Below are 20,318 nucleotides of genomic sequence, written 5' to 3'. Positions count from 1 at the left end.
ATTCGAGCGATGATGCGAAAAATGGCACTGCTGGGGGGCGCCGCGATGCTGCTCGCTTCGGGGGTCGCGCAGGCCGAAACGCTGCACCAGGCGCTGGAGGCCGCCTATCGTTCGAACCCGACGCTGACCGCGCAGCGCGCGCAGGTGCGCGCGGGCGACGAGAATGTCCCGATCGCGCGTGCCGCGGGCCGGCCGACGCTCGAAGCCTCTGCGGTCTATCAGGAAAATGTCCTGAAGGGCGATCAGACCGGCAACCTCTTCACCTCCGACCCCGATCGCCAGCTCGTCGGACAGCTCAACATGAACGTCCCGCTGATCAGCTTCGGCGCCGTCCGCAATTCGGTGCGGTCGGCCGAAGCCCGCAGCGACGCCAGCCGCCACGGCCTGCGCAGCACCGAATCGGACCTCTTCACCCGCGTCGTCGCGGCCTATATGGACGTCATCCGCGACGAAGCGACGGTGCGCCTCAACCAGCGCAACAGGTCGGTGATCGACTATACGCTGGCCCAGACGCGCGACCGCTTCGACGTCGGCGACGCCGGACCGACCGATGTCGCGCAGGCGGAAGCGCGCGTCGCGCTCGCCATCAGCCAGCTCGAAACCGCCGAAGCGCGGCTGATCGCGAGCCGGGAGAATTATATCCGCCTCGTCGGCAACCCGCCGGGCGACCTCGCCCCGCCCCCGCCGCTGCCGCAATTCCCGGCGACATCGGAGGAAGCGGTGCGCGTCGCGCTCGACAACAACGCCGCGCTGCTCGCGGCGCAGGCCGAAAACCGCGCCGCAAGGCACGATATCGATGTCGCCGATGCCGAGAATCTGCCGCGCGTCAGCGCGATCGGCGGGCTCAACCGCTATGATTATCTGGGGTCGCTGGCGCCGAACACCGGACCGCGCAACCGCGATCAGGGAACGACCGGCTATGTCGGCGTACAGTTGAAGATGCCGCTCTATCAGGGCGGCCGCGTCGCAGCGCAGGCGCGGCAGGCGCGGCAGAAATACGGCGTGACGGTCGAGCAGATCGCCGCCGCCGAGCGCGATGCGGTGGCGGAAACGCGCTCCGCCTTCGCCAACTGGCGATCGACCAGCCGGGTCATCGACGCGGCGCGCAGCGGCGCGCGCGCCAACGAGCGGGCTTTGGTCGGAATCCGCGCCGAAGTGAAGAACGGCCTGCGTCCCCTGCTCGACCAGCTCAACGCCGATCAGGAACTGCTGAATGCCGAGGTCACGCTGGTGACGGCCGAGCGCGATGCCTATGTCGCCGGCTTTGCCCTGCTCGCCGCGATGGGCCGGGCCGAGGCGCGCCACCTCGATTTCGAAACGTCGCTGCTCTACGATCCGATGGTCCATTACGACGATGTGCGCGATCGCGTCTCGCTGTTCGAGGCCGATTCGCCGATTCCGCAGCCGGTCGCGACCGGAACGGCTGCGACGCCGGCGCAGGACGCCGTCATCAAGACGCCCTGACGCCGGCGGGAAGGCTTCCGATTGCCAGAGCGCCGCCACCGGCCCGATCGGCGATCATCCCGTTTCGACAACGAGCTGTTCCCCGGCGAAAGCCGGGGTCCAGATGGCACAGTGCTGCCCGCGTGGACCCCGGCTTTCGCCGGGGAACAACCCCTTACCTGCCTGAAGACATATGTGCCGACCCGATCCAGGGTCGGCGCAAACGCGGAAGAAAGCCTGATGCGATCTTCAGGGCCCGCCCCCTACGCCGTGCCGCTGAACGCCATGGTCTTTTGCAGACGTTCCTCGGACAATTCGGTCTGGCGGCGCGACGCGGCATGACGCCGCTCGGCCGCGCCCTGCGCCCAGCGGCGCAGCAGGTTCGCGGGACGCCCCTCTATCGGCCAGACCTTTGCCGACGCTTTCAGCGCCCGTGCGGCGCGCGGGGCGAACAGCGCGTAAAGCTCGTCGTCGATGGCGGTGATCGCCTGCGTGCTGCCGGGATCGCCCTGCCGCCCGGCGCGCCCTTCGAGCTGGCGGTCGATGCGCGGGGTTTCGTGAAAGGCGGTCAGGATGACGTGCAGCCCGCCCGCCGCATGCGCTTCCTTCGACAATTCGATATCGGTGCCGCGTCCGGCCATGTTGGTCGCGACCGTCACCGCGCCGATCCGGCCCGCCGCCGCGACGATCTCCGCCTCTTCGGCGTCCTGCCGCGCGTTGAGGATGCGGCAGGCGATGCCGATGCGGTCGAGCGCGGCGGCAACCGCCTCGGAATCCCCGACCGAGCGCGTCCCGACGAGGATCGGCCGCTGCCCTTCCTCCTCGCGCACCGTGCGCACCGCCTCTGCCACCGCCGCCCATTTCGAGGCGGCGTCGGCATGGAGCCGGTGCCCGCGATCGCGGCGCAGATTGGGGCGGTTGCGCGGCACGACCGTGACCTTCAGTCCATAGTCGGCCCACAGTTCGGGCGCGGTTTCCTTCACCGTCCCGCTCATCCCCGACAGGCGCAGATAGCGGCGGAAGAAACGCTGATAGGTGATGCGCGCCATCGTGTTGCGCGTGCCCGACAGCTCGACCTCCTCCTTCGCCTCGATCAACTGGTGCAGCCCGCCCTCCCACGACCGGTCGGCCATCACGCGGCCGGTCGATTCATCGACGATCTGCACCTTGTCCTCGGCGACGATATAGTCGCGGTCGCGTTGATAGAGGCGCAGTGCCGCGATTGCCTGCGACGCGATCTGCTCGCGCGCCTGCCGAATCCGCCAGCGCGTCTGCGGCAGCCCTTCCGACAGCTCGGCGACGACGCGATGTCCGCGCTCGGTCAGTTCGACCGCGCGGTCGGCCTCGCGGATGCGGTAATGGCGTCCCTCCTCCAGTTGGCGCACCAGTTCGAGCGCGGCCAGATACAGGCCGTCGTCGTTCGCCGGCATCTCGGCCGACAGGATCAGCGGCGTGCGCGCCTCGTCGATGAAGATCGAATCGGCCTCGTCGACCACGGCGAAATAGAGGCCGCGCATGATCAGCGGTTCGCGGGCGCGGTCGCCGAACAGGTCGCGCATCACCCGCCGCGCCGCGCCGCGCTTTGGCCCCAGCGCGGTCTGGTCGCGCAGATAGTCGAAGGTGATTTCCTTGTTGGTGCCATAGACGACGTCGGCGCGATAGGCGGCGCGGCGCTCGGGCGTCTCCTGCCCGTGGATCACCACCCCCAGGCTGAGCCCGAAGCGTTCGTAGACGGGGCGCAGCTTGGCGGCGTCGCGCTCCGCGAGATAGTCGTTCACCGTGAACACATGCACCGGCATGCCCGCCATCGCCCCGGTGATGGCCGGAAGCAGCGCGGTGATCGTCTTGCCCTCCCCCGTCGCCATTTCGGCGAGGCCGCCCTCGACCATCACCAGACCGCCCATCAACTGCACGGGAAAATGCCGCATCCCCAGCATCCGCCCCGTCACCTCGCGGATCAGCGCAAAGCATTGATCGATCAACGCCGGGTCGGAAAGCCCATGACGCATCAGCCTGACGCGCAGCGCGGCGCAGCGCGCGTCGAGGTCCGCGTCATCCAGCGGGCGGAGCGCCTCCGCCGCCTCCGCGATCGCCTCCGCCCGCGCGAGCATGGCGGGCCGCTCGCCCGCCAGCGCGCGGCCGACGAACAGGTCGACGGGGCGATCCCATTTCCACGACGGCGCGGGGCCGCGCTCGGGATAGGGCGCGATGACCGGGCGCGCGTCGCTGCGCACCTCGCGCCACAGGTCGCGGGCGCGCTCGCGGAGGACGGACAGCTCAGGCATTGAACCGCGACAACAGCAACTGGCGCAGCCGCCGCGCCACCTGCCAGCCGATCGGCTCCCAGCCGAGCTGGAAGCGGACATGGACGCGCGTCCCGAACGGCACCTGCCGCAGTTCGGGCGGCAGGCCGATGTCGAACAGGAAGACGCGGCCCAGCGCCTTGCGCCCGTTCGGATCGGTCGGGTCGGTGGGAATGGTGCCGCCCTTGCCCAGCGCCAGCGCCTCGCTCGGCAGGTCGCGCGTGCCGCCGGGCACCTCGCGCACCACACGCCCTTCGTGCGTCGCGCCGGGCAGCGCGGCGATGCGGTAGCGGACGCGGACGAGTTCGCGGCGGACGAGGTCGATGTCGTCCTGAGTCACCGCGACGCGCACCACCTCCGCCTGTCCGGGGGTGACATAGCCGATCAGTTCGCCCTGGCGGACATGCCGCCCCGGCAGGTCCGACGCGGGCGCCAGCGCGGTGACGAACCGCCCCTCCGCCCCCGCGAGCAGGCGAAGCTCGCCATAGCGCTCGCGCTGGATCGCCAGCTTCTGTTCGGCCTCGTCGATCGCGAACTGACCGATCTGACGCTTGACGCGGTCGCCGCCCAGTTCGGCATCGGCCGCCGCCTGCAACTCGCGCCGCCGCCAGTCGAGCCGCGCGACGTCGGTCTCCAGCGTCGGCTGGCTGGTCTCGATCAGCAACTGTCCGGTGCGGACTTGGCTCCCCTCCCCCACGGCGACGCGGGTGATGAAGCCGCCGGTCGCGGCGCGCACATGCGCCTGGTCGGGCAGCCACACCACCCCCTGCGCGTTGACGTGGTGCGGCGCCGGAATGACGAACAGGATCAGCAGCGCCGCCGCCACCGCGCCGCCCGTCAGCCGCATCGCGAAGCCCCGGTTGCGATGGAGCTGCGGGCTACTGACGACATGCGCCCCCATCTTCCACAGCGGCAGGCCGACCCCGGTCCACAGCGTCCACAGCGCGATCAGGACGCCGATCAGGAAAAAACGCGACGCAACGATCAGCGCGATGCCGAACAGCATCACCATGCGCGCGACGAAGGCCGCCGGGGCGTAGACGAGGAACCAGCGTTTCTCGCCCGGCGTCGCGTCGAACGGCGGCATGTCGTGGGTGCGAAAGACATGCCGGTTGACCAGATCGCCCCAATAGCGATTGGCGCGCGAGCCGAGGTTGGGGATTTCGAGCAGGTCGGCGAGGATATAATAGCCGTCGAAGCGCAGCAGCGGATTGCCGTTGACCAACACGGTCGAGATGCCGGCGATCAGCATGACGTTATAGGCGAAACTGCGCGCGAGCCCGGGCTCCAGCACAACCCACAGCAGCGCGGCAATCCCGGCGACGAACAGTTCGGACACCATCCCGGCAGCACCGACCAGCGCCCGCTGCCACTTGTTCGGCAAGGCGCTCGCCGCCGACGCGTCGACATAGGGGACCGGAAAGAGCACGAGCAGCATCACGCCCATCTCGCGCACCTCGCGTCCCCATGCCTTGGCGGCGAAGCCGTGGCCGAGTTCGTGGATCGTCTTCACCAGCGGATAGCAGACCGCCATGATCAGCAGATTGTCGGTCGACAGCACCCGGTCGATGATATTGGTCGTCAGTTCCTGCCAGTGGGTGCCGACGACCAGCAGCGCCGCGCCGACCACCGCGAGCCACAGCGCCAGCCCGGCCCAGCCGAACAGCGGCCGCACCCACGGCATCGCGCGGGTCAGGAAGGCATCGGGATCGACCAGCGGAATCCGCAGCGACATCGGGCTTTTCAGATTCTGCATCAGCAGTTGCCGCCGCTGCTTCCTCTGCCGCTTGATGAGCTCGCCGGTATCGGGAAGCATGTCGGTGGACAGCAGGTCGGACCCGTGCAATTGGCCGAGCGCCGTGATGACGTCGTCCTGCGTCGGCGCGTCCTCGCCCAGTTCCTCGACCAGCCGCTCCCACAACTGCTCGACCGTCCGTTCGCCGTCGAGCCGCCCGACGAAGCGCCACGCGCCCTTCGTCAGCCGGTGCGCCTTGCCGGCGGCGCCGTCGTCGAGCACATATTGCACCGTGCCGCGATAGCGATGGCGCCGGACGCGCACATGCGTCTTGAGCCGGGGCCTCAGCCGGGCGACCTGGAACCAGGAGGCGCTTTCAAAGGGATTGGCCATCGCGCGCCCAATCCGACAGCCATCAGCGTGGCGCCGGGCCGATGGGTGTCTCGACTTCGCTCGACACGAACGGATTCAACGAAATACTTCATGCTCTAGGGCAGCCACTTCCAGAAGAACAGCCGCAACCATTCGCGCAGGCCGCGCGTCCAGATCCAGGCGTTGCTGCGCCGGTCGATCTTCACCTTGGCGACGCCTTCCATGCCCGGGCGCAGCACCGCGCGGCGGTCGCCCGCCAGTTCCGCCTCGACGCGGAATACATTCTCGCCATCGACATTGGCCGTGACCGACGTGATCCGCCTGACGGTGAAGGGCACCGTCTCGCCCGCGAGTCCCGTGGGCGCGAAGCGGCCCTGCTGCCCGGGGCGCAGATAATTCACATCCTCCTCCGCGACGTTCAGTACGACACGGAAGCTGCCGAGCGGTGCGACCTCGAACAGCACGTCGCCCTCCTCGACCGGCGTCCCCACCTTCTGGCTGAGGTCGCCCGACACCAGCACGCCCGACAGCGGCGCGACGATGCGCGTGCGCGCGAGCTTGTATTCGATCAGGCGCAGGCTCGCCTCCGCCTGGCGAAGCTGCGCGCCGGCCAGGCTCATGTCGGCGCGCTCGTGCTTGGCCAGCGCCTCGCGATAGCGGCGGTCGAGCTGCTGCACCTCGCCGAGCGCGCGGGCGCGGTCGACGATCAGGTCGCGGTCGTCGAGCGTCGCAAGCACCTGTCCCGCACGCACGACGTCCCCGGCGCGCGCCTGCGACCGCGCGATGAAGCCCGAGAAGGGCGCCGAGGCCGCGCGCTGCACCTGGCCTTCGAGTTCGGCGTCGGCGCGCACCTGAAACTGGGCGAACGGAATGAACAGGATCAGCAGCAACAGCAGTGCGCCGATCCCCAGCGCCTTCGCCAGCGGACGGCGCGGGCCGAACAGCGCGCGCGCGCCGTCCATGCCGTGCCGCCGGACGCGGCCGCCGATCCATCTTTCCTCGCGCCGCCGCAGCGCGATCCCCGGCGCCACCAGCGCCGCGATCGTTTCGGCGAGCAGCAGGTCGCGAGCATCGAACGGATCGGCATCGACCGCGCGCTCGATCGTCAGCACCCCGACCGGCAGTCCGCGGTCGGTCATCGGCACGCTGGCGACCGCGCCCTTGCCCGCCAGCGCGAGCAGGCGGTCCTGCTGCAACAGGATCGGATCGCCTTCGCGCACCAGCGGGACCGACAGCAGCATGTCCTGGTCCATCGCCTCGTCCATCGCGGCTTCCAGCGCCTCGGCGACGTCCGACCGTTTGCGGAACCACGCACCGTGCGACATGGCGGACAGCTTGACGCGGTCGCCCTGCACCAGCCCCAGCGACACCCGGTCGGCGTCGAGGGCGATCGTCGCCGCATTGCACAGCGCCAGTTCCGCCTCGGCCAGCGTGTCATGCTCCTGCATCGCCGCAAGTACGTCCATCGCCGCGGTCGCCGCCTCCGTGCGCCCTTCGTCGCCGGCGGAGCAGTGCTGCCAGACCAGCGAGTGAATCCAGCCGACGCCCCAGTGGAGTTCGCGCAGCAGCAACTGCATCTGCGGCGAGGTCAGCCCGGTCACGGCGAGCAGCACCGCGCCCATCATCCGCCCGTCGGCGGCGATCGGATAGCCGATGCCCATCGTGTCGGGATCGTCCGCATCGCCTTCGACCACCACCTGCCCGTTCGCGAGCGTCGCCTCGGCGACCTTGCGCAGATGGGGGTGCTCCTGCGGGCCGGCGGGCCATCCCGCCGCGGGGGCGAAGGCGCCGCCGGTGCCCTCGAGCAGGATCAGTCCGGCGCTGACCCCGCGCGTGCGGGCGCATTGCAAGTCGAGCCAGGCCTGGCAGAAGGACCCCGCGTCGCGCGCCGACGCCAGCGATGCCCACAGCCGGGCCTCGTCCGCCCCCTGCGACCGCGACGCGGTCCCGATGTCGGCCGCCACGCTCACCCGGTCATCCGCGCATCAGCCGAGCGGGCCATAGCGCTGCTCATAATCGCGCACCAACTGGCCCAGCGCATCGCTGAGGCGCTTCGCGGCAAAGGGGCTGAGGATCACGCGGTGCTGGACATCGACCTCGAGCGGTCCCGGCGCGGCGCCGGGCTGGTCCCAATTCTGATTGACCCCGAAATTCAGCACCACCTCTTCGCGGGTCGAGGTGACGTTGGCCATGTTGCAATAGCTGCTCTTCAGATTGTCGGTGCGGAACTTCAGCGTCTGCTGACGCGGCGGCGGCGCGGGCGTGTTCTTGCCGGCCGCCGCGCGTCCACCCGCTTTCGCCTTCGCCGGTCGCTTGTCGTCGCTCATCATTTACGATCCTTGTTCCTGCGGCCCTTGCCGCGGCGCGGGCGCGGATCGGAACGGCGGTCGAGCAGCAGCGCCGGCAGCGCCACCGGCATCAGGTCGAGCGCGTCGCCGTCATCCACCGCGCCGGCGAGCCACTGTACCAGCGGCGCATCGACCTGCTCCGGCGCTTCGGTTTTCGCGATCAGCACCGGCGTGGCGCCGAAGTCGATCGTCGCCACGGCGGTCTGCCTGCCGCGCGGAGCGGCTGGCGCGGTTTCAGCCTTGGCGTCCTTCTTGCGCGCGGCATCCTTCGCGGCGGCGATCTCCTTGGCCTTCTTCGTCTTGCCCGAAGCGGTGGCATGGATGTCGCCCGCCCATTTGGCGACCGCCGCGTGCGTGCCATAGGTAACGGCATCGAAATGCGGCCGCTCCGCCGACGAAGACGACAGGATCGGCAGGCCGTCGACGACTCGCTCGACCTGGCGCAGCGCGTCGAATTCGGGCGAGCGGTCGTCGAGGAAGCCGACAAGTTGCACCGCCTCGTCCATGCGCGTCGAACTCGGCGCCGCCGCGTTGATGCTGTCGACGGTGACCGTCAGCCGCTCACTCGCGCCATAGGGTGCGTCGGCCGGAACGCGCGCGTCGAAGCTGAGCAGCCAGATCGCGCCCGCCGGGATCGGCGTGTCGCTGACGATCGAGACGATCGCCACGCGCTTGCCGCCCGGCGCGGCTTCGGCGCGGAAGTCGACGACCGCGTCGGCCGGAAGATCGGCCCCGCGCAATATGCCGTCGATCGTCAGCAGCGCCGGGTCGTAGGTGACGCGGAAGGACAGCGTCCTGACCCCGCCCTCGCTGGTGAAGCGCACCTGCAGGCCCGCACGGTCGGCCAGCGGCACATCGACCTGCTCGCCGGGCCCGCGCACGAAGTCGGGCAGCTCGGCGGTTCCCGCCGCGGCGCGCGCGAACAGGATCGAGGCGCGATAGTCGCCGCCCTCGGCCCCATCGCCATCGCCGTCGAGCAACCGGCCGTCACGGCTCAGGAAGCCGTCGTCGCCGATGAACAGGCTGTAGCGGTCGTATTGCAGCGGCTTGCCGTCGGTGCGCGACAGGGTGAAGCCCTGTCCATCGGCGTCGTAACGGATCGTCGCCGCAATCGCCCCGAAGCGCTCGCCGACCAGCGTCACCGTCCGCCCGGCCTGCTCGGCGCCCAGCGGCTGCGAGAAGCGGATCGTCAGGATACCGTCGGCGATCGTCGCCTGCGTCACCTGAAGCGGCGGCGTCTGCGGCTGATCGGCGATCGACAGCGCCAGCGGCACGGCGGCAAAGCTGCCGTCCTCGTTGACCAGTGTCGCCCGGACGACATAGTTGCCCGCCACCGCATAGTCGTGGCTTGCCGCCGTGGCGGTGCCGACGATCCGCGTCGGCGTAGAGCCGTCGCCCCAGTCGATGATCCACTCGATCGGCGTGTCCTGACCGGGATCGACGGCGCCGAGCAGCACGGTATAGCTCTGCGCGACCTGCCCCGTCGCTTCGCCGGTCACCGACAGCGTCGGCGCGACGTCGCGGACTGCGATGGCAAAGGCGAGTTCGGCCGACGCGCCGCCCGCATCGGTCACGCGGACGACGACCGGCACCGTCGCATCGCCGTCGAGCGCCTGCCAGGTGAACCGGCCGCTGGCGTCGATACTCGCTCCCTCCGGCCCCGACACCAGCGTCCAGACGAGCGCACTCGCGTCGCCATCGGGATCGCTGGCGGCCAGCTGGACCGAAACGGCCTGCCCTTCGTCCACCACGATGCCCGCCACGGGGGAGATCACCGGCGGCAGGTTGGAACTGGCAAGCCGGGCAATGGCGAAGCTCTGCTCGCTGAACGCCCCCTTGGGATCGGTCACGCGCACCGTCACCATCTGCGTGTCGGCGGCACCTGCGGCGATCCACTCGAACCGCCCGTCCGCCGTCACCCGCGCCCCTGCGGGACCGCTGACGAGGCTATAAACCAGCGTCTCCGCCGCGTCGTCGGCATCGCTCGCGGACAGCGCGACGTTCAGCAGCCGCCCGCGCTCTATGCTCTGCGCGGGGATCGGCGCCAGCACCGGTGCTTCGTTGGCCGCCGCCGCCACGGTGATGGTGAAGCGTTGCTCGCTGAACGCGCCCTTCGGATCGGTTACGCGCACCACCACCTCGCGCGGCCCGGCCGCGCCGGTCGCGACCCAATGGAACACGCCGTCGGCGCCCACGGTCGCACCCGCAGGACCGCTGACCAGCGACCAGACCAGCGTCTCCGCCGCGTCATCGGCGTCGCTCGCCGACAGCGGCACGGTCAGCGCCTTGCCCTGTTCGACGCTCTGCGGCGCGATCGGCGCCAGAACCGGCGCTTCGTTGCCGACCGGCGTCACCCGAAGCAGGAAGCTGCGTTCGGCCGACAGGCCAGCGGCATCGGTGACGCGAACCGTCACGGTCCGGTCGCCCAGCCCCGCCGCCGTCCAGGCGAGCAGGCCGTTCGACGACAGCGTCATCCCGGCCGGCCCTTCGACGAGCGTCCAGGTCAGCGCTGCCGCCGCATCGTCGACATCGGTCGCGGCAAGCTGCACCGACAGCGCCGTGCCTTCGACCACGCTGCGATTCGCCACCGGCTCCAGGACCGGCGCATCGTTCACCGGGTTGACGGTGATCGAAACGGTCGCGGAGACCGGTGTGCTCAGCCCGTCGGTGATCGTGTAGGTAAAGCTGTCGGTCCCGAAGAAATCGGCATCGGGCACATAGGTCCACGGCCCGCCCGGCACCGTCGGCGGCAACAGCGTGCCGCGCGTCGGGCCGGTCAGGATGGCGACGGTCAGCGCATCGCCGTCGGCATCGCTGTCGTTGGCGAGCATATCGATCAGGACAGAACCGTCCTCATCGACTTCCACGGCGTCGTCGACCGCGACCGGCGCCTGGTTGGGCACGGTGCGGAAGGTCACATCGTCGATGACGACCCGGCTGTCCTGATCGCCCATGCCGATCAGGTCGAACGACAGCAGGGCGCCGTTGCCGCGCGCCACGCCGAGCAGCGACACGGTCACGACCGCCGACCCGCTGCCGGGCGTCCCGGTTACGCTGACCCCCTGCGCAAGGTGCAGCGTCCCGTCGGCCTGCAGGTTGAGGAACGCATCGGTCAGGTCCAGCCCGTCGAGCGCGCCGAGCAGAGACCGGCCGGTGACCGGGTCGAGCAACGCGACCTCGAACGCGTCGGGCGGCAGGCTGCCGTTGGTGCCGAGCGTGGCTGAGCGGATGACGAAGCTGATCTCCGTCGCGCCGTCGGGAATGGCGAAGGCCTGGCGCAGATAGGACAGATAGCGCCCGTCCTCGGCAAGCACGCCCTCGCTGCCCGTGACGCTCGCGCCGCCGAAGGCGCTCCAGCCGTCCGCGGCGGCGAAATCGCCGTTGGTGAGCGTGGTGACCACGGGTCCCGACGCCAGCGGCAATCCGCTGCCCGGCGGGACCGCGAGCACGCCCGCGCCGCCCGGCGTCGACGACAGGGTGATCGTCGGCGGCGGCGTGCCGGTGTCGCCCTGCGGCGTCGCGGGCTTCGTCGCGTCGGGCACATCGGCGGCGCTCGGCAGGCGCCGTTCGCCGAGCCGGATCATCTCGGTCATCAACCGCGTCGGCTGGCTGGTCGGCACGTCGTCGAGCCGCAACGCATGCCCCATCTCGTGCATCACGACGGTCAGCAGGTCGACCTTGCCCTCGGCTTCGCTGCCCAGCGCGGCGGCGAGCAGCTGCGCCAGCGTTCCGCCTTCATATTCCGCGTCGTCCATCGGCGTCGTATCGACGAACCAGCCGCGGCCCGCGGCATCCGCGTCGATCGTGATGACGCCGTTCTCGAACCGGGCGAGCGCGCCGTCGGGCAGTTCGCCGATCTCGACCGTGATCCGGTCGAGCGCAGCGCCCGCGCCGTCGATCAGCCCCGACGCGACCCAGCGCGCCTGCGCCGCGGTGACGATCGGCGCGAGCTGGTCCGCGGTCAGCGGTTCCACCGCCGACGTCGTCACCATGTCCCTGGGGTCGAGCAGGATCGGCGAGCCCGACTTCACGGCCGTGAAGCGCACGGCGTCGAGCAGGAAGATCTGGCTCAGCGTCTCCGACAGGTCGATGGTCCTGTCGACGCCGCTGGTCGGGACGCCATCCCATGTTTCCACCAGCATTTCGGTCCGGCGGTCCATCGTCCAGCGCGTTTCCGTGTCCTTCTCCTGCATGCTGGGGAAGCGCTCGCCGCGGCTGATCGGATCGAGCACGCGTTCGGGATGCGCGTTGCGGTCGGCCAGATATTTGCGCAGGAACTGCGTGATCGCCGCCGCGCGATCGAGCCCGAGCTGGTCGTTATAGGCCACGTCCCCGCGCTCGTCGGCATAGCCATAGATGCGGACCTTGACGTCGGGATGCTTGACCAGCCAGTCGCCCTGCTGTTCCAGCAGCCGCATCTGGTCGGCATCGAGCTCGCTCAGCAGCCGCGATCCTTCCGCCGTCTTGGGCCACAGGATGCGATATTCGATCCCGGAAGGCTCCATGAAGGCGTGCTCGATGGTGGCGGTGTTTTCCATGTCCACCGGCTCGAGCGTGAAGGTGATGACCTTGCCCTTATAGGCCTGCGGCACTTCGACGCTGTAGCTGTTGTTCGACATGAAGCCGGGCTTGAGCTGAACGATCTCGCTGTGCGAGCCGAGGCTGGAATCCACCGGCGTGAAGGTCACCTTGATCGCGGCATTGGCCGTCATCATCCACGGCACGAAGGTGTCGAACGTCAGATAATTCGCATTGGCCGGCACATAGAGGCGATTGTGGGTGATCGCGCTGAAATTCACCACCTTGTCGATGAATTCATGCGCCGCCGTCTCGGCGCGCTGGACGTCGCCGGAGGTCGGATCGATTCCAGCCAGCATCGCGCTGGTTTCGATCATCGTCGACATGAAATCCTTGAGCAGCTTCTGCCCGCCCATGATGAGCGCATAGTCGGACTGCTGCGGGAAGAAATGGTCCATATAGGCGTTGAACACCTGGGTGATCAGCGACGCGACGCCGTCCAGCCCCGCCTTGTCGGCGGTCGCCGACTTTTCATACAGCTTGGACAGCGAGAAATCCTTGGTGACGATGCCGTCCTCGGTATTGAAGCTGACCCCGGCGTCGAGCAGCCGGCCGATCAGATTGTCGATCGCCTGGATGATCTGGACCGTCGCCATCGCCTGCAGCGCGGCCTTGCCCTGGCTGAAATCGCCCGCCGCGCGTTCGAGCCAATATTCATTGTACCATTGCCGGTATCCTTCCGACGATTCCGACGTCGGAATCGGCGGTCCGCCGTGCTTTTCCTGGATGAAGGCGCTGGCCAGCTTGGTCGCGAGAATATCCGCCCATTTCTTCAGGACGTTGTTCATCACCTCCTTGAACAGGGTGGAAAGGCTGGTCTGGACGGTGAAGATGCCGGTGATGTCGATATCGGGGAACGGATAGCCGAAGAGCGTGCCCTGGGTGTTCAGCTTGAACCCCGACCCGCCGTGATAGGACCAGCCGGGCAGTTCATAGGACAGCGGAAAGCGTCCATAGCCCGAATCGAAGATGAAATTCTGAAGGAAGCTGGTGATCGCCTGCTTGGTGCCGCTTTCAAAATCCCCGTTGAAGATCGTCGGCACCGCCGCGTCATTGTCGGCGCTCGCCACCTTGCCGTTGTCATAGACGGGCGAGATGGTGCCGATCGCTCCCGGCCGCACCCCGGCGCCCCCGCCGACCGCGCTGAAGAACCAGCCGGTGCCGATGCCGTCCCAGATCGCGGGAGAGACGAAGCCGTCGAGCGCGCCGCTCGATCCGCCCTTCCCGCCGGACACCAGCACCGGATAGACCTGATACCAGGGTGCGGTGCCGAATTCCTGCGTCTCGATGCCCAGCGCATAGGTGCTGCGGCCCTCGTCGACGACGCGGCGGAAGATCGGATAGCCCTGAATATTGTCGACGTTGGTGTTGATGGTGCCGGCGTACCAATGGAGGATGCGGCTGTCGGGTCCGCCGAGGCCGAACATCGCGAACAGCGTGTCGTCGCCCTGTATCCCCGAAATGCCTTCGAGGTTGACGTCGAGATTGGGGCGGTTGGGCGTGAAGGCGCCTCCGGCCGATCCGGGCGCGTTGTTGACCAGCGACCGGCCGTTCATCGTCGCGGTGAAGATATATTTCTTCATCGGGCCGGTGATCCTGTCGGGCAGCAGCGTGATCGTCTTGCCGCCCACGGTGATTTCCGACAGCTTGACCTCGGTCAGTCCCGTCGCCTGGTAATAATTGTCGGCGAACTTGACGTTGCTCCAGACCTGCACCGTGGGATCGGAGAAGTCGGCGAATTCGACCGGATTGAGTTTCAGCCCCAGCTTGCCCACCACCTTCATCAGCTTGGTGAAGGCCTTGCTGACGTAATTGATCGTCTTGGAAAGCGGCGGGAACATGAAGGTAGCCGCCGAAGCCGCGCTTAACAGAAGTTCGACGAGGTCCGTCAGCGGGATGTTGAGCGCGTCCTGCTTGAAGTCGTGCGGGTCCAGCGTCGTCATGTGGATGCCGTCCTCGCCCCCCGCACCCTCGAAATAGGTGCCGAGCCGCTGGATGATCTCCGAATTGACGACCGAGCCGCGGTTGTGCCCGACGAAGTGCAGCGGCGACTGGAATATCCCGCCGCCCGACGCGCGGTTGAGCTCGACCAGCGACGCGAACAGCGCATCGGCCGCGGCCTCCGCAAAGCCGGTGTCGGTGATGTCCGACTGGCTCGACCAGTCGCTGACCAGCACGATCGCCTTGCCGCGCGCTTCGGCAAGCGCGGCGGCGTTGCGCTTGCCCGTCGTGCGGTCGACCCAGTCGCCGGTCTTGCCGTCGTAGAAAAGCACCACGCCGCCGCCGCTGGCGTCGGTGATGAAGCCCGCCATGTCGGTGAAAACACCGCCGTCCTGCTCGAACGCCGACCCGAACAGCGCGGGCGAGTTCATCATGCCGAGGCCGAGCTGGAAGCCGTGGGTGAGCAGCGTGACGCCGTTGAACGGGGCGTCGGCCACCACTTCCTTGACCTGCCACGACGCGGCTTCGCGCATGCCCTTGCCGACGATTTCGACGCCCCAGTAGTAACGCTGTCCCGCGGTCATCGCCTTCGCATATTCGGGCGAGAAAGTGACCTGCCAGGTCTGGCCGTCGAGCGGATTGTTCGGGTCGTCGGGCAGCTTGACCACCGTGCCGTCGGCCTTGACCAGATAGGCCCCCGGGTCGAGTTCGCGCGTCGTCAGGATGCGGTTGGGATGGTGATCCCCGGCCATCGATGCGGCGGACGGATCGCTGTCGAACAGGTTGCGGATCGACGGCGGATCGTCGGGCCACAGGCCCGATCCGGGGAGCAGCGAACTGACGTAGAGCTTCGCCTTGGCGTTCTTCGTACCGGTCAGCGTCGAATCGAGCCGCCATTCGAAGGTCAGCGGCGGAGCACTGGCGCCATGCAGGTCCTGCTTGCCGAGCGGCGCGAGCAGTTCGAGCGCGTCGAGCTGCTGCAACGCCAGCCCGCGCCCATGCCTGGCGACGTTGATCGACAGATAGTTGGGCGGGTTGGTCGGATCGTCGAAGCTGCCCGGATTTTCCGGATCGATCGGATAGATGTCGGGATGCCCGAAATTGACGTTGTCGATCGGCGTCTGCTTCCACTTGTAGCTGCCGTCGGTGTCCTTCGCCCCCGGCGTGATGCCCCGGATCACGTCGATGTCGAGGACGACGATGTTCCCGAGGCCGCGATAGTTGGCGTAGAGTTTCTGCCCCGAACTGTCGACGCGCAGTTCCTCCAGGAACGCCAGCGGAATCGGCGTCGTCGATCCCACGATCTCCGGCGCGGCGGAGAAGGGATTCTTGATGACCATGATCTTCGACCCGGTCTGGTGCAGCGCATCGACATCGCGGGCGACGGTCTGGTCGCCGTACCACATATAGACGGGCAACCCCCAGTCGGCGACGAACATGTAGCTGAGGTCGGGCGTCACCGCGATGCCCGCGGCGTTGCGGATGTCGAGGTCGAAGATCTGGCCCTGCGTCACGCGCTTGGTCGATGAATAATAGATGCCGGCGATGCTGTTGATGACGTCGCGGACGCCGATCGGCCCCTCGTTGATCACCGGCGCCACGCCGACATGCTTGACCTGGAAATTGATCGGATTGTTGTTGGTGACGCTCAGCAGGTGGACGCCGTTGCGCGTATCGCCGCGCGACACGAACACCATCTTGTCGGCTTCCGCCGTCGCCTGGATGTCATAGACCTCGACGCCGCCGTCGATCTTGCCGATCACCTCGCGCCACTTGCGGGCGTTGGGCTGGCCGGCCTTCGGACGGTCGCGGTCGTCGACGTTGATGACCATGACCAGCCCATGGTCCTTGCCATAGTTGGTCCAGCCGCGCGGCCCGTACATCTCCGACACCGGCACGCCGACATAGAGGCGCGTGCCGTCGGCGTTGATCGCCATGCTGGTGATGTGGCCGAACTCCTCGCCGCCGCTGCGGATCGCGACGTTGATCGCGTGCGTTTCATTCTCCAGCAGTTGCAGGTAGGTCGCCGAACCGGGGTCGATGTCGATGATGTAGACCTTGCCGAGCCCGCCGACGTAGAGGTAGCGGTTGTTGGGATCGACCGCGAGCGTGGTCACCCCGCCCGGGATTTCGATCATGTCCACTTCGGGCGTGTCGAAATCGGCGTCATATTGCTGAAGCGTCAGCGTATCGATGATCGCAATGCCCTTCTGGGTCGCCACGAAGGCGCTTCCGAGGTCGGTCGTCACGACGATTTCGGTCACGGGCGCGCCCAACTCGATCCGCCCCACCAGCAGGTCGGCGCCGCCTTCGTCCTTGCGCGCAAGGTCGATGATCTGGACGCCGCTGGCATCGCCCGCGAAGGCAAAGCCGCCCTTGTTGTCAATGGTGATCGTCTTGCTCGCCACATATTGGGCGTTCGCGGGAATCCGCCCCTTGGCGTCCAGCATCGTGCCGGCGGCGGGCCGTTCGACGCGGATTTCCGTGACGCCCAGCAGGACGCGCTGCGGCACGTCGAACTCGACGACCGCGAAATCCTGCGTCCCGCCTTCGCGCACGCGGATCTTGTCGCTGGTCAGGACGATCTCCTGGCTGCCGTTGCGCAGCACCACGCGCATGTCGGCGAAGCTGTCGCCCGCCGTCGTCGCCCCCAGCGCCGCCGTCGCGGCGGGATAGATGAAATTGCGCCCCGTCAGCACCGCGACCGGCTTGCCGTCCACGAATTGCACGGTGCCGCCCAATATCTCCGGCGTGCCGTCGCTGATCTTCTTGGGCGTCGGCACCGTGGCCGTGACCTTGGTGTAAAGGTCGGTCGGAGAGATGGTGACGTCGAGCGTCGTTTTCAGAACCTCCCCATCGGCATAGGTGCGCCATACCTCGAGCTCCGCGAGCCCGAACAGCGTCGGCGCGGCCATCAGCGCGATCGCCGTCGCGCCAAGACCCAGACCGACGACCGCGCCGCCGAGGCCGCCCGACGCCGCGATGCCGAGCGCCGGGACCATGATCGCGGTCAGCGCGGCGGCATAGCCGGGGTCGAGCTGGATGCGCGGCAGCGGCGACGCGACCCGCGCCACCAGAATCTGGCCGCGCCGCGTCAGGCCGGGGAACGGCGGCGATTCGGCGCGCGCCATGCCGTCTTCGTCGATGCGGCCCGAATCGATGACGGTCCACACCTCGACCTCGGCGCCGTTTTCGCCGACCGGCAGCAGCATCTTCTGGAAGAACCAGACCTCGTCGCCCACCGCGCCGACACCGCCGGCGGCCGGTACCGCCAGCTGCACGGGGCCGGTCAATTCGGCGCCCGCGACATCGAATTCGAACGCGCCGACGAAATCGAAGATATCCTCGTTGGGCATCGCGACCGGCAGGTCATCAAGGGCGATCGACTCGATCGTCACCGTCGCGTCGCCGTCCAGCCCGCCGGGGCCGAAGCCGATGGTGATGCCGTCGGTATTGGCGACGATCGCGCCGTCCTTGCCGATCTGCACGACATTGCCGACGATCGGATCGGACACGCGCACCTCGATGCGGTCCTCGCCGAAGCGGTTGATGACGGTGACGGTCGTCACCCCCGGACCGACCGCGCGCATCACGCCGTCGGCATCGACCGTGACCACGGCGGTGTCGCCCGAAACATAGGTGGTCCCGGCTTCCGCGCCGTCGAGGAAATACTGCTTTTCGGGGTCCTGCGCGGTGACGATCCGGCGCGTCGCGCCGCCCGCCATCATCGTCACATTGTCGGGATAGGCGTCGATATTGTAGACGGCGGTCAATATCTCGTCGCCGTCCTTCGGCGACCCGACGGTGACGACCGTCGCCGCCGCGATGCTGCCCCGCTCGACCTTGATATAGGTCGCGCCGTCGCGCAGCGCGGTCAGCAGCCCATCGTCGCCCCAGCGCACCACCTCGGGGTTGGCGACCGTCACGTTCAGATAGGATAGCGGCAGATAGACGTCGGCCTGATCCTCGAACTGACCGATCACCATGATCGGCGCCACCCCGCCTTCTTCGGCGAAGCGGACGCGGCGCAGGTCGAAATCGATCGCGACCAGCCGCGCGTCGGACACCGCGATGTCGATCACGCCCTCGGCCGAGGTGCCGAAGCCGTCGTCGGCGGAAATCCGGATTGCGGCCGCGCCGCTGTACCCGGCGTCGGGGGTGAAGACGACCGAGCGGCCGTCGGCGGTCAGCACCGCCGAGCCGCCGGTGACGCCGACGATCCGGTAATAGAGGCGGTCGCCGTCGGGATCGGTCGCGACCTTGCCCAGGTCGATCCAGGCCGACAGGTCGACGTGGGTCTTCACCGCATCGATGGCGTCGGCGATCACCGGCGCCTGGTTGGCGCGGAAGCCGTAGTTGGCCGCGACGAGCTGCGTGTCGGTGGCATCGACGACGCCATCGCCGTCGACATCGGCGCCCGCCAGCGCCGCGATCACCGCCGCGCTGTCGACGCCGTCGACCCTGCCGTCGCCATTGATGTCGCCGGCGATGCGCATCTCGACGCCATAGGCACCGGCGCCGGTCACGATCAGTTCGTGCAGTCCGGCCTCGCGCAGCGCGAACAGCGTGACCCGCTGGCCGCCCGACACGCTGCTGGCGATGGCGGTCAGCCCGGCGATTTCGGGGATCGCATCGCCCGTGGTCGCGACCCGCAGGATCAACGCGCCGCTCTCCATCCCCGCGATCTCGCTCGCGCGCACGGTGAAGGCATAGCTGTCGCTGCCGCCCCCGGCGGGCAGCGTGCCGGCGAAGGGTTTGCCGGTGAAGGCCGCGGCGCTGCCCAGATCGTCGCGCACGACGCTGGTCGTGACGCTGCCGTCGGCGGCATAGTCGATGCGCCGCCCCTCGCCATCGGACGGAATCTCGATGGCGAGCCGCCCGTCGACATAGCCGTAGCGGACCCCCGCCCCGGTCGCGAGGTCGCGCACCGCGGTCAGCCGCCCGGCGTCGTCATATTCATAGACGGTGGCCGACCCACCGGGTCCGGTCACCTGCACGACGCGGCCCGCCGCATCGCGCAGGAACTGGAGCGCCGCGCCGCCCAGCGCGGTCACGCCGCCATCGCCGACCAGAAGCATTCCCGCGGCCGACCGGATTTCTACCGTGCCGTTGCCGCTGTCGATCACGTAGGTCGTGCCGTCCGGTCCCTTCAGCACATAGTCGCGGTTGCCGTAGACCGGCGACGCCGGGTTGTAGGCCAGCCCGGTCTCGACATCGAAATAGGCTCCGCCGACCTTGCGAAGCTGGCGGTCGATCGACTGCAACGTCCAGCCGTTGCCGCTGTCCGCCACCCAGGCGGGGCGATAGAAGGTCACCGAACCGATCGTCTCCGCCACCGGGCGGAAGGTGAAGCCCGCGCGCTCGCCGGTCGGCAGCGTCAGCATCAGCCGCGTGCCCTGCTCGAAACCGGGCAGCGCCCCGCCGACGCCGGGCAGCGTCCCGGCGTTGGTTTCCATCGCGACGTCGAGGCCCAGGAAGATCCATTCGCCGGTCAGGCTGTCATAGGCGCGGGTCAGCGCGAACGGCACGCTGCCGAGCTGCGCCGAAACATCGACATGGGTCGATTGATAGCGCCCCAGCTTGTCGGCGCCGGTGCGC

Annotated in this window: 6 protein-coding genes (1 of these 6 cut by a window edge); 1 reads left to right on the top strand and 5 read right to left on the bottom strand. The window is 68.5% G+C overall.

Translation table 11 applies throughout. The features are described 5' to 3' along the window. The first annotated feature begins 9 nt into the window (after positions 1-9). The gene (locus ABS88_RS00870; RefSeq protein ID WP_286748682.1) at positions 10-1,464 is read left to right on the top strand and encodes a TolC family outer membrane protein; all 1,455 of its coding nucleotides are present in this window, start codon (positions 10-12) and stop codon (positions 1,462-1,464) included. A gap of 242 nt (positions 1,465-1,706) precedes the next feature. Here the strand turns inward: ABS88_RS00870 and ABS88_RS00865 are convergent, their stop codons facing one another. The 5 genes from ABS88_RS00865 to ABS88_RS00845 form a co-directional block, all read right to left on the bottom strand. Continuing rightward, positions 1,707-3,728: a preprotein translocase subunit SecA gene (locus tag ABS88_RS00865; protein WP_104959749.1), complete on the bottom strand. Its 2,022-nt coding sequence runs from the start codon at positions 3,726-3,728 to the stop codon at positions 1,707-1,709. After that, entirely contained in the window at positions 3,721-5,874 is a 2,154-nt protein-coding gene (locus tag ABS88_RS00860) for a PqqD family peptide modification chaperone (protein ID WP_076076007.1), read from the bottom strand. The genes ABS88_RS00865 and ABS88_RS00860 overlap by 8 nt, the downstream gene beginning before the upstream one ends. A gap of 95 nt (positions 5,875-5,969) precedes the next feature. Next, a complete protein-coding gene (locus tag ABS88_RS00855) occupies positions 5,970-7,823 on the bottom strand; it encodes a GAF domain-containing protein (protein WP_234002436.1) in 1,854 nt (617 codons plus the stop codon). A 15-nt stretch (positions 7,824-7,838) separates the two neighbouring features. Beyond that, positions 7,839-8,180: a DUF3467 domain-containing protein gene (locus ABS88_RS00850; protein WP_067107964.1), complete on the bottom strand. Its 342-nt coding sequence runs from the start codon at positions 8,178-8,180 to the stop codon at positions 7,839-7,841. Then, a protein-coding gene (locus tag ABS88_RS00845; protein WP_286748681.1) for a CARDB domain-containing protein crosses the window boundary here: on the bottom strand, positions 8,180-20,318 show its final stretch. The gene runs 24,896 nt beyond the window's last position; only the last 12,139 of its 37,035 coding nucleotides appear in the window; its start codon lies beyond the right edge, outside the window; it ends in the stop codon at positions 8,180-8,182. Before ABS88_RS00845 ends, ABS88_RS00850 begins: the two co-directional genes overlap by 1 nt.

The sequence above is a fragment of the Sphingopyxis sp. SCN 67-31 genome (assembly GCF_001725095.1).
The sequence above is the reverse complement of the archived record's forward strand: the minus strand, read 5'-3'. Positions and strand labels throughout refer to the sequence as shown.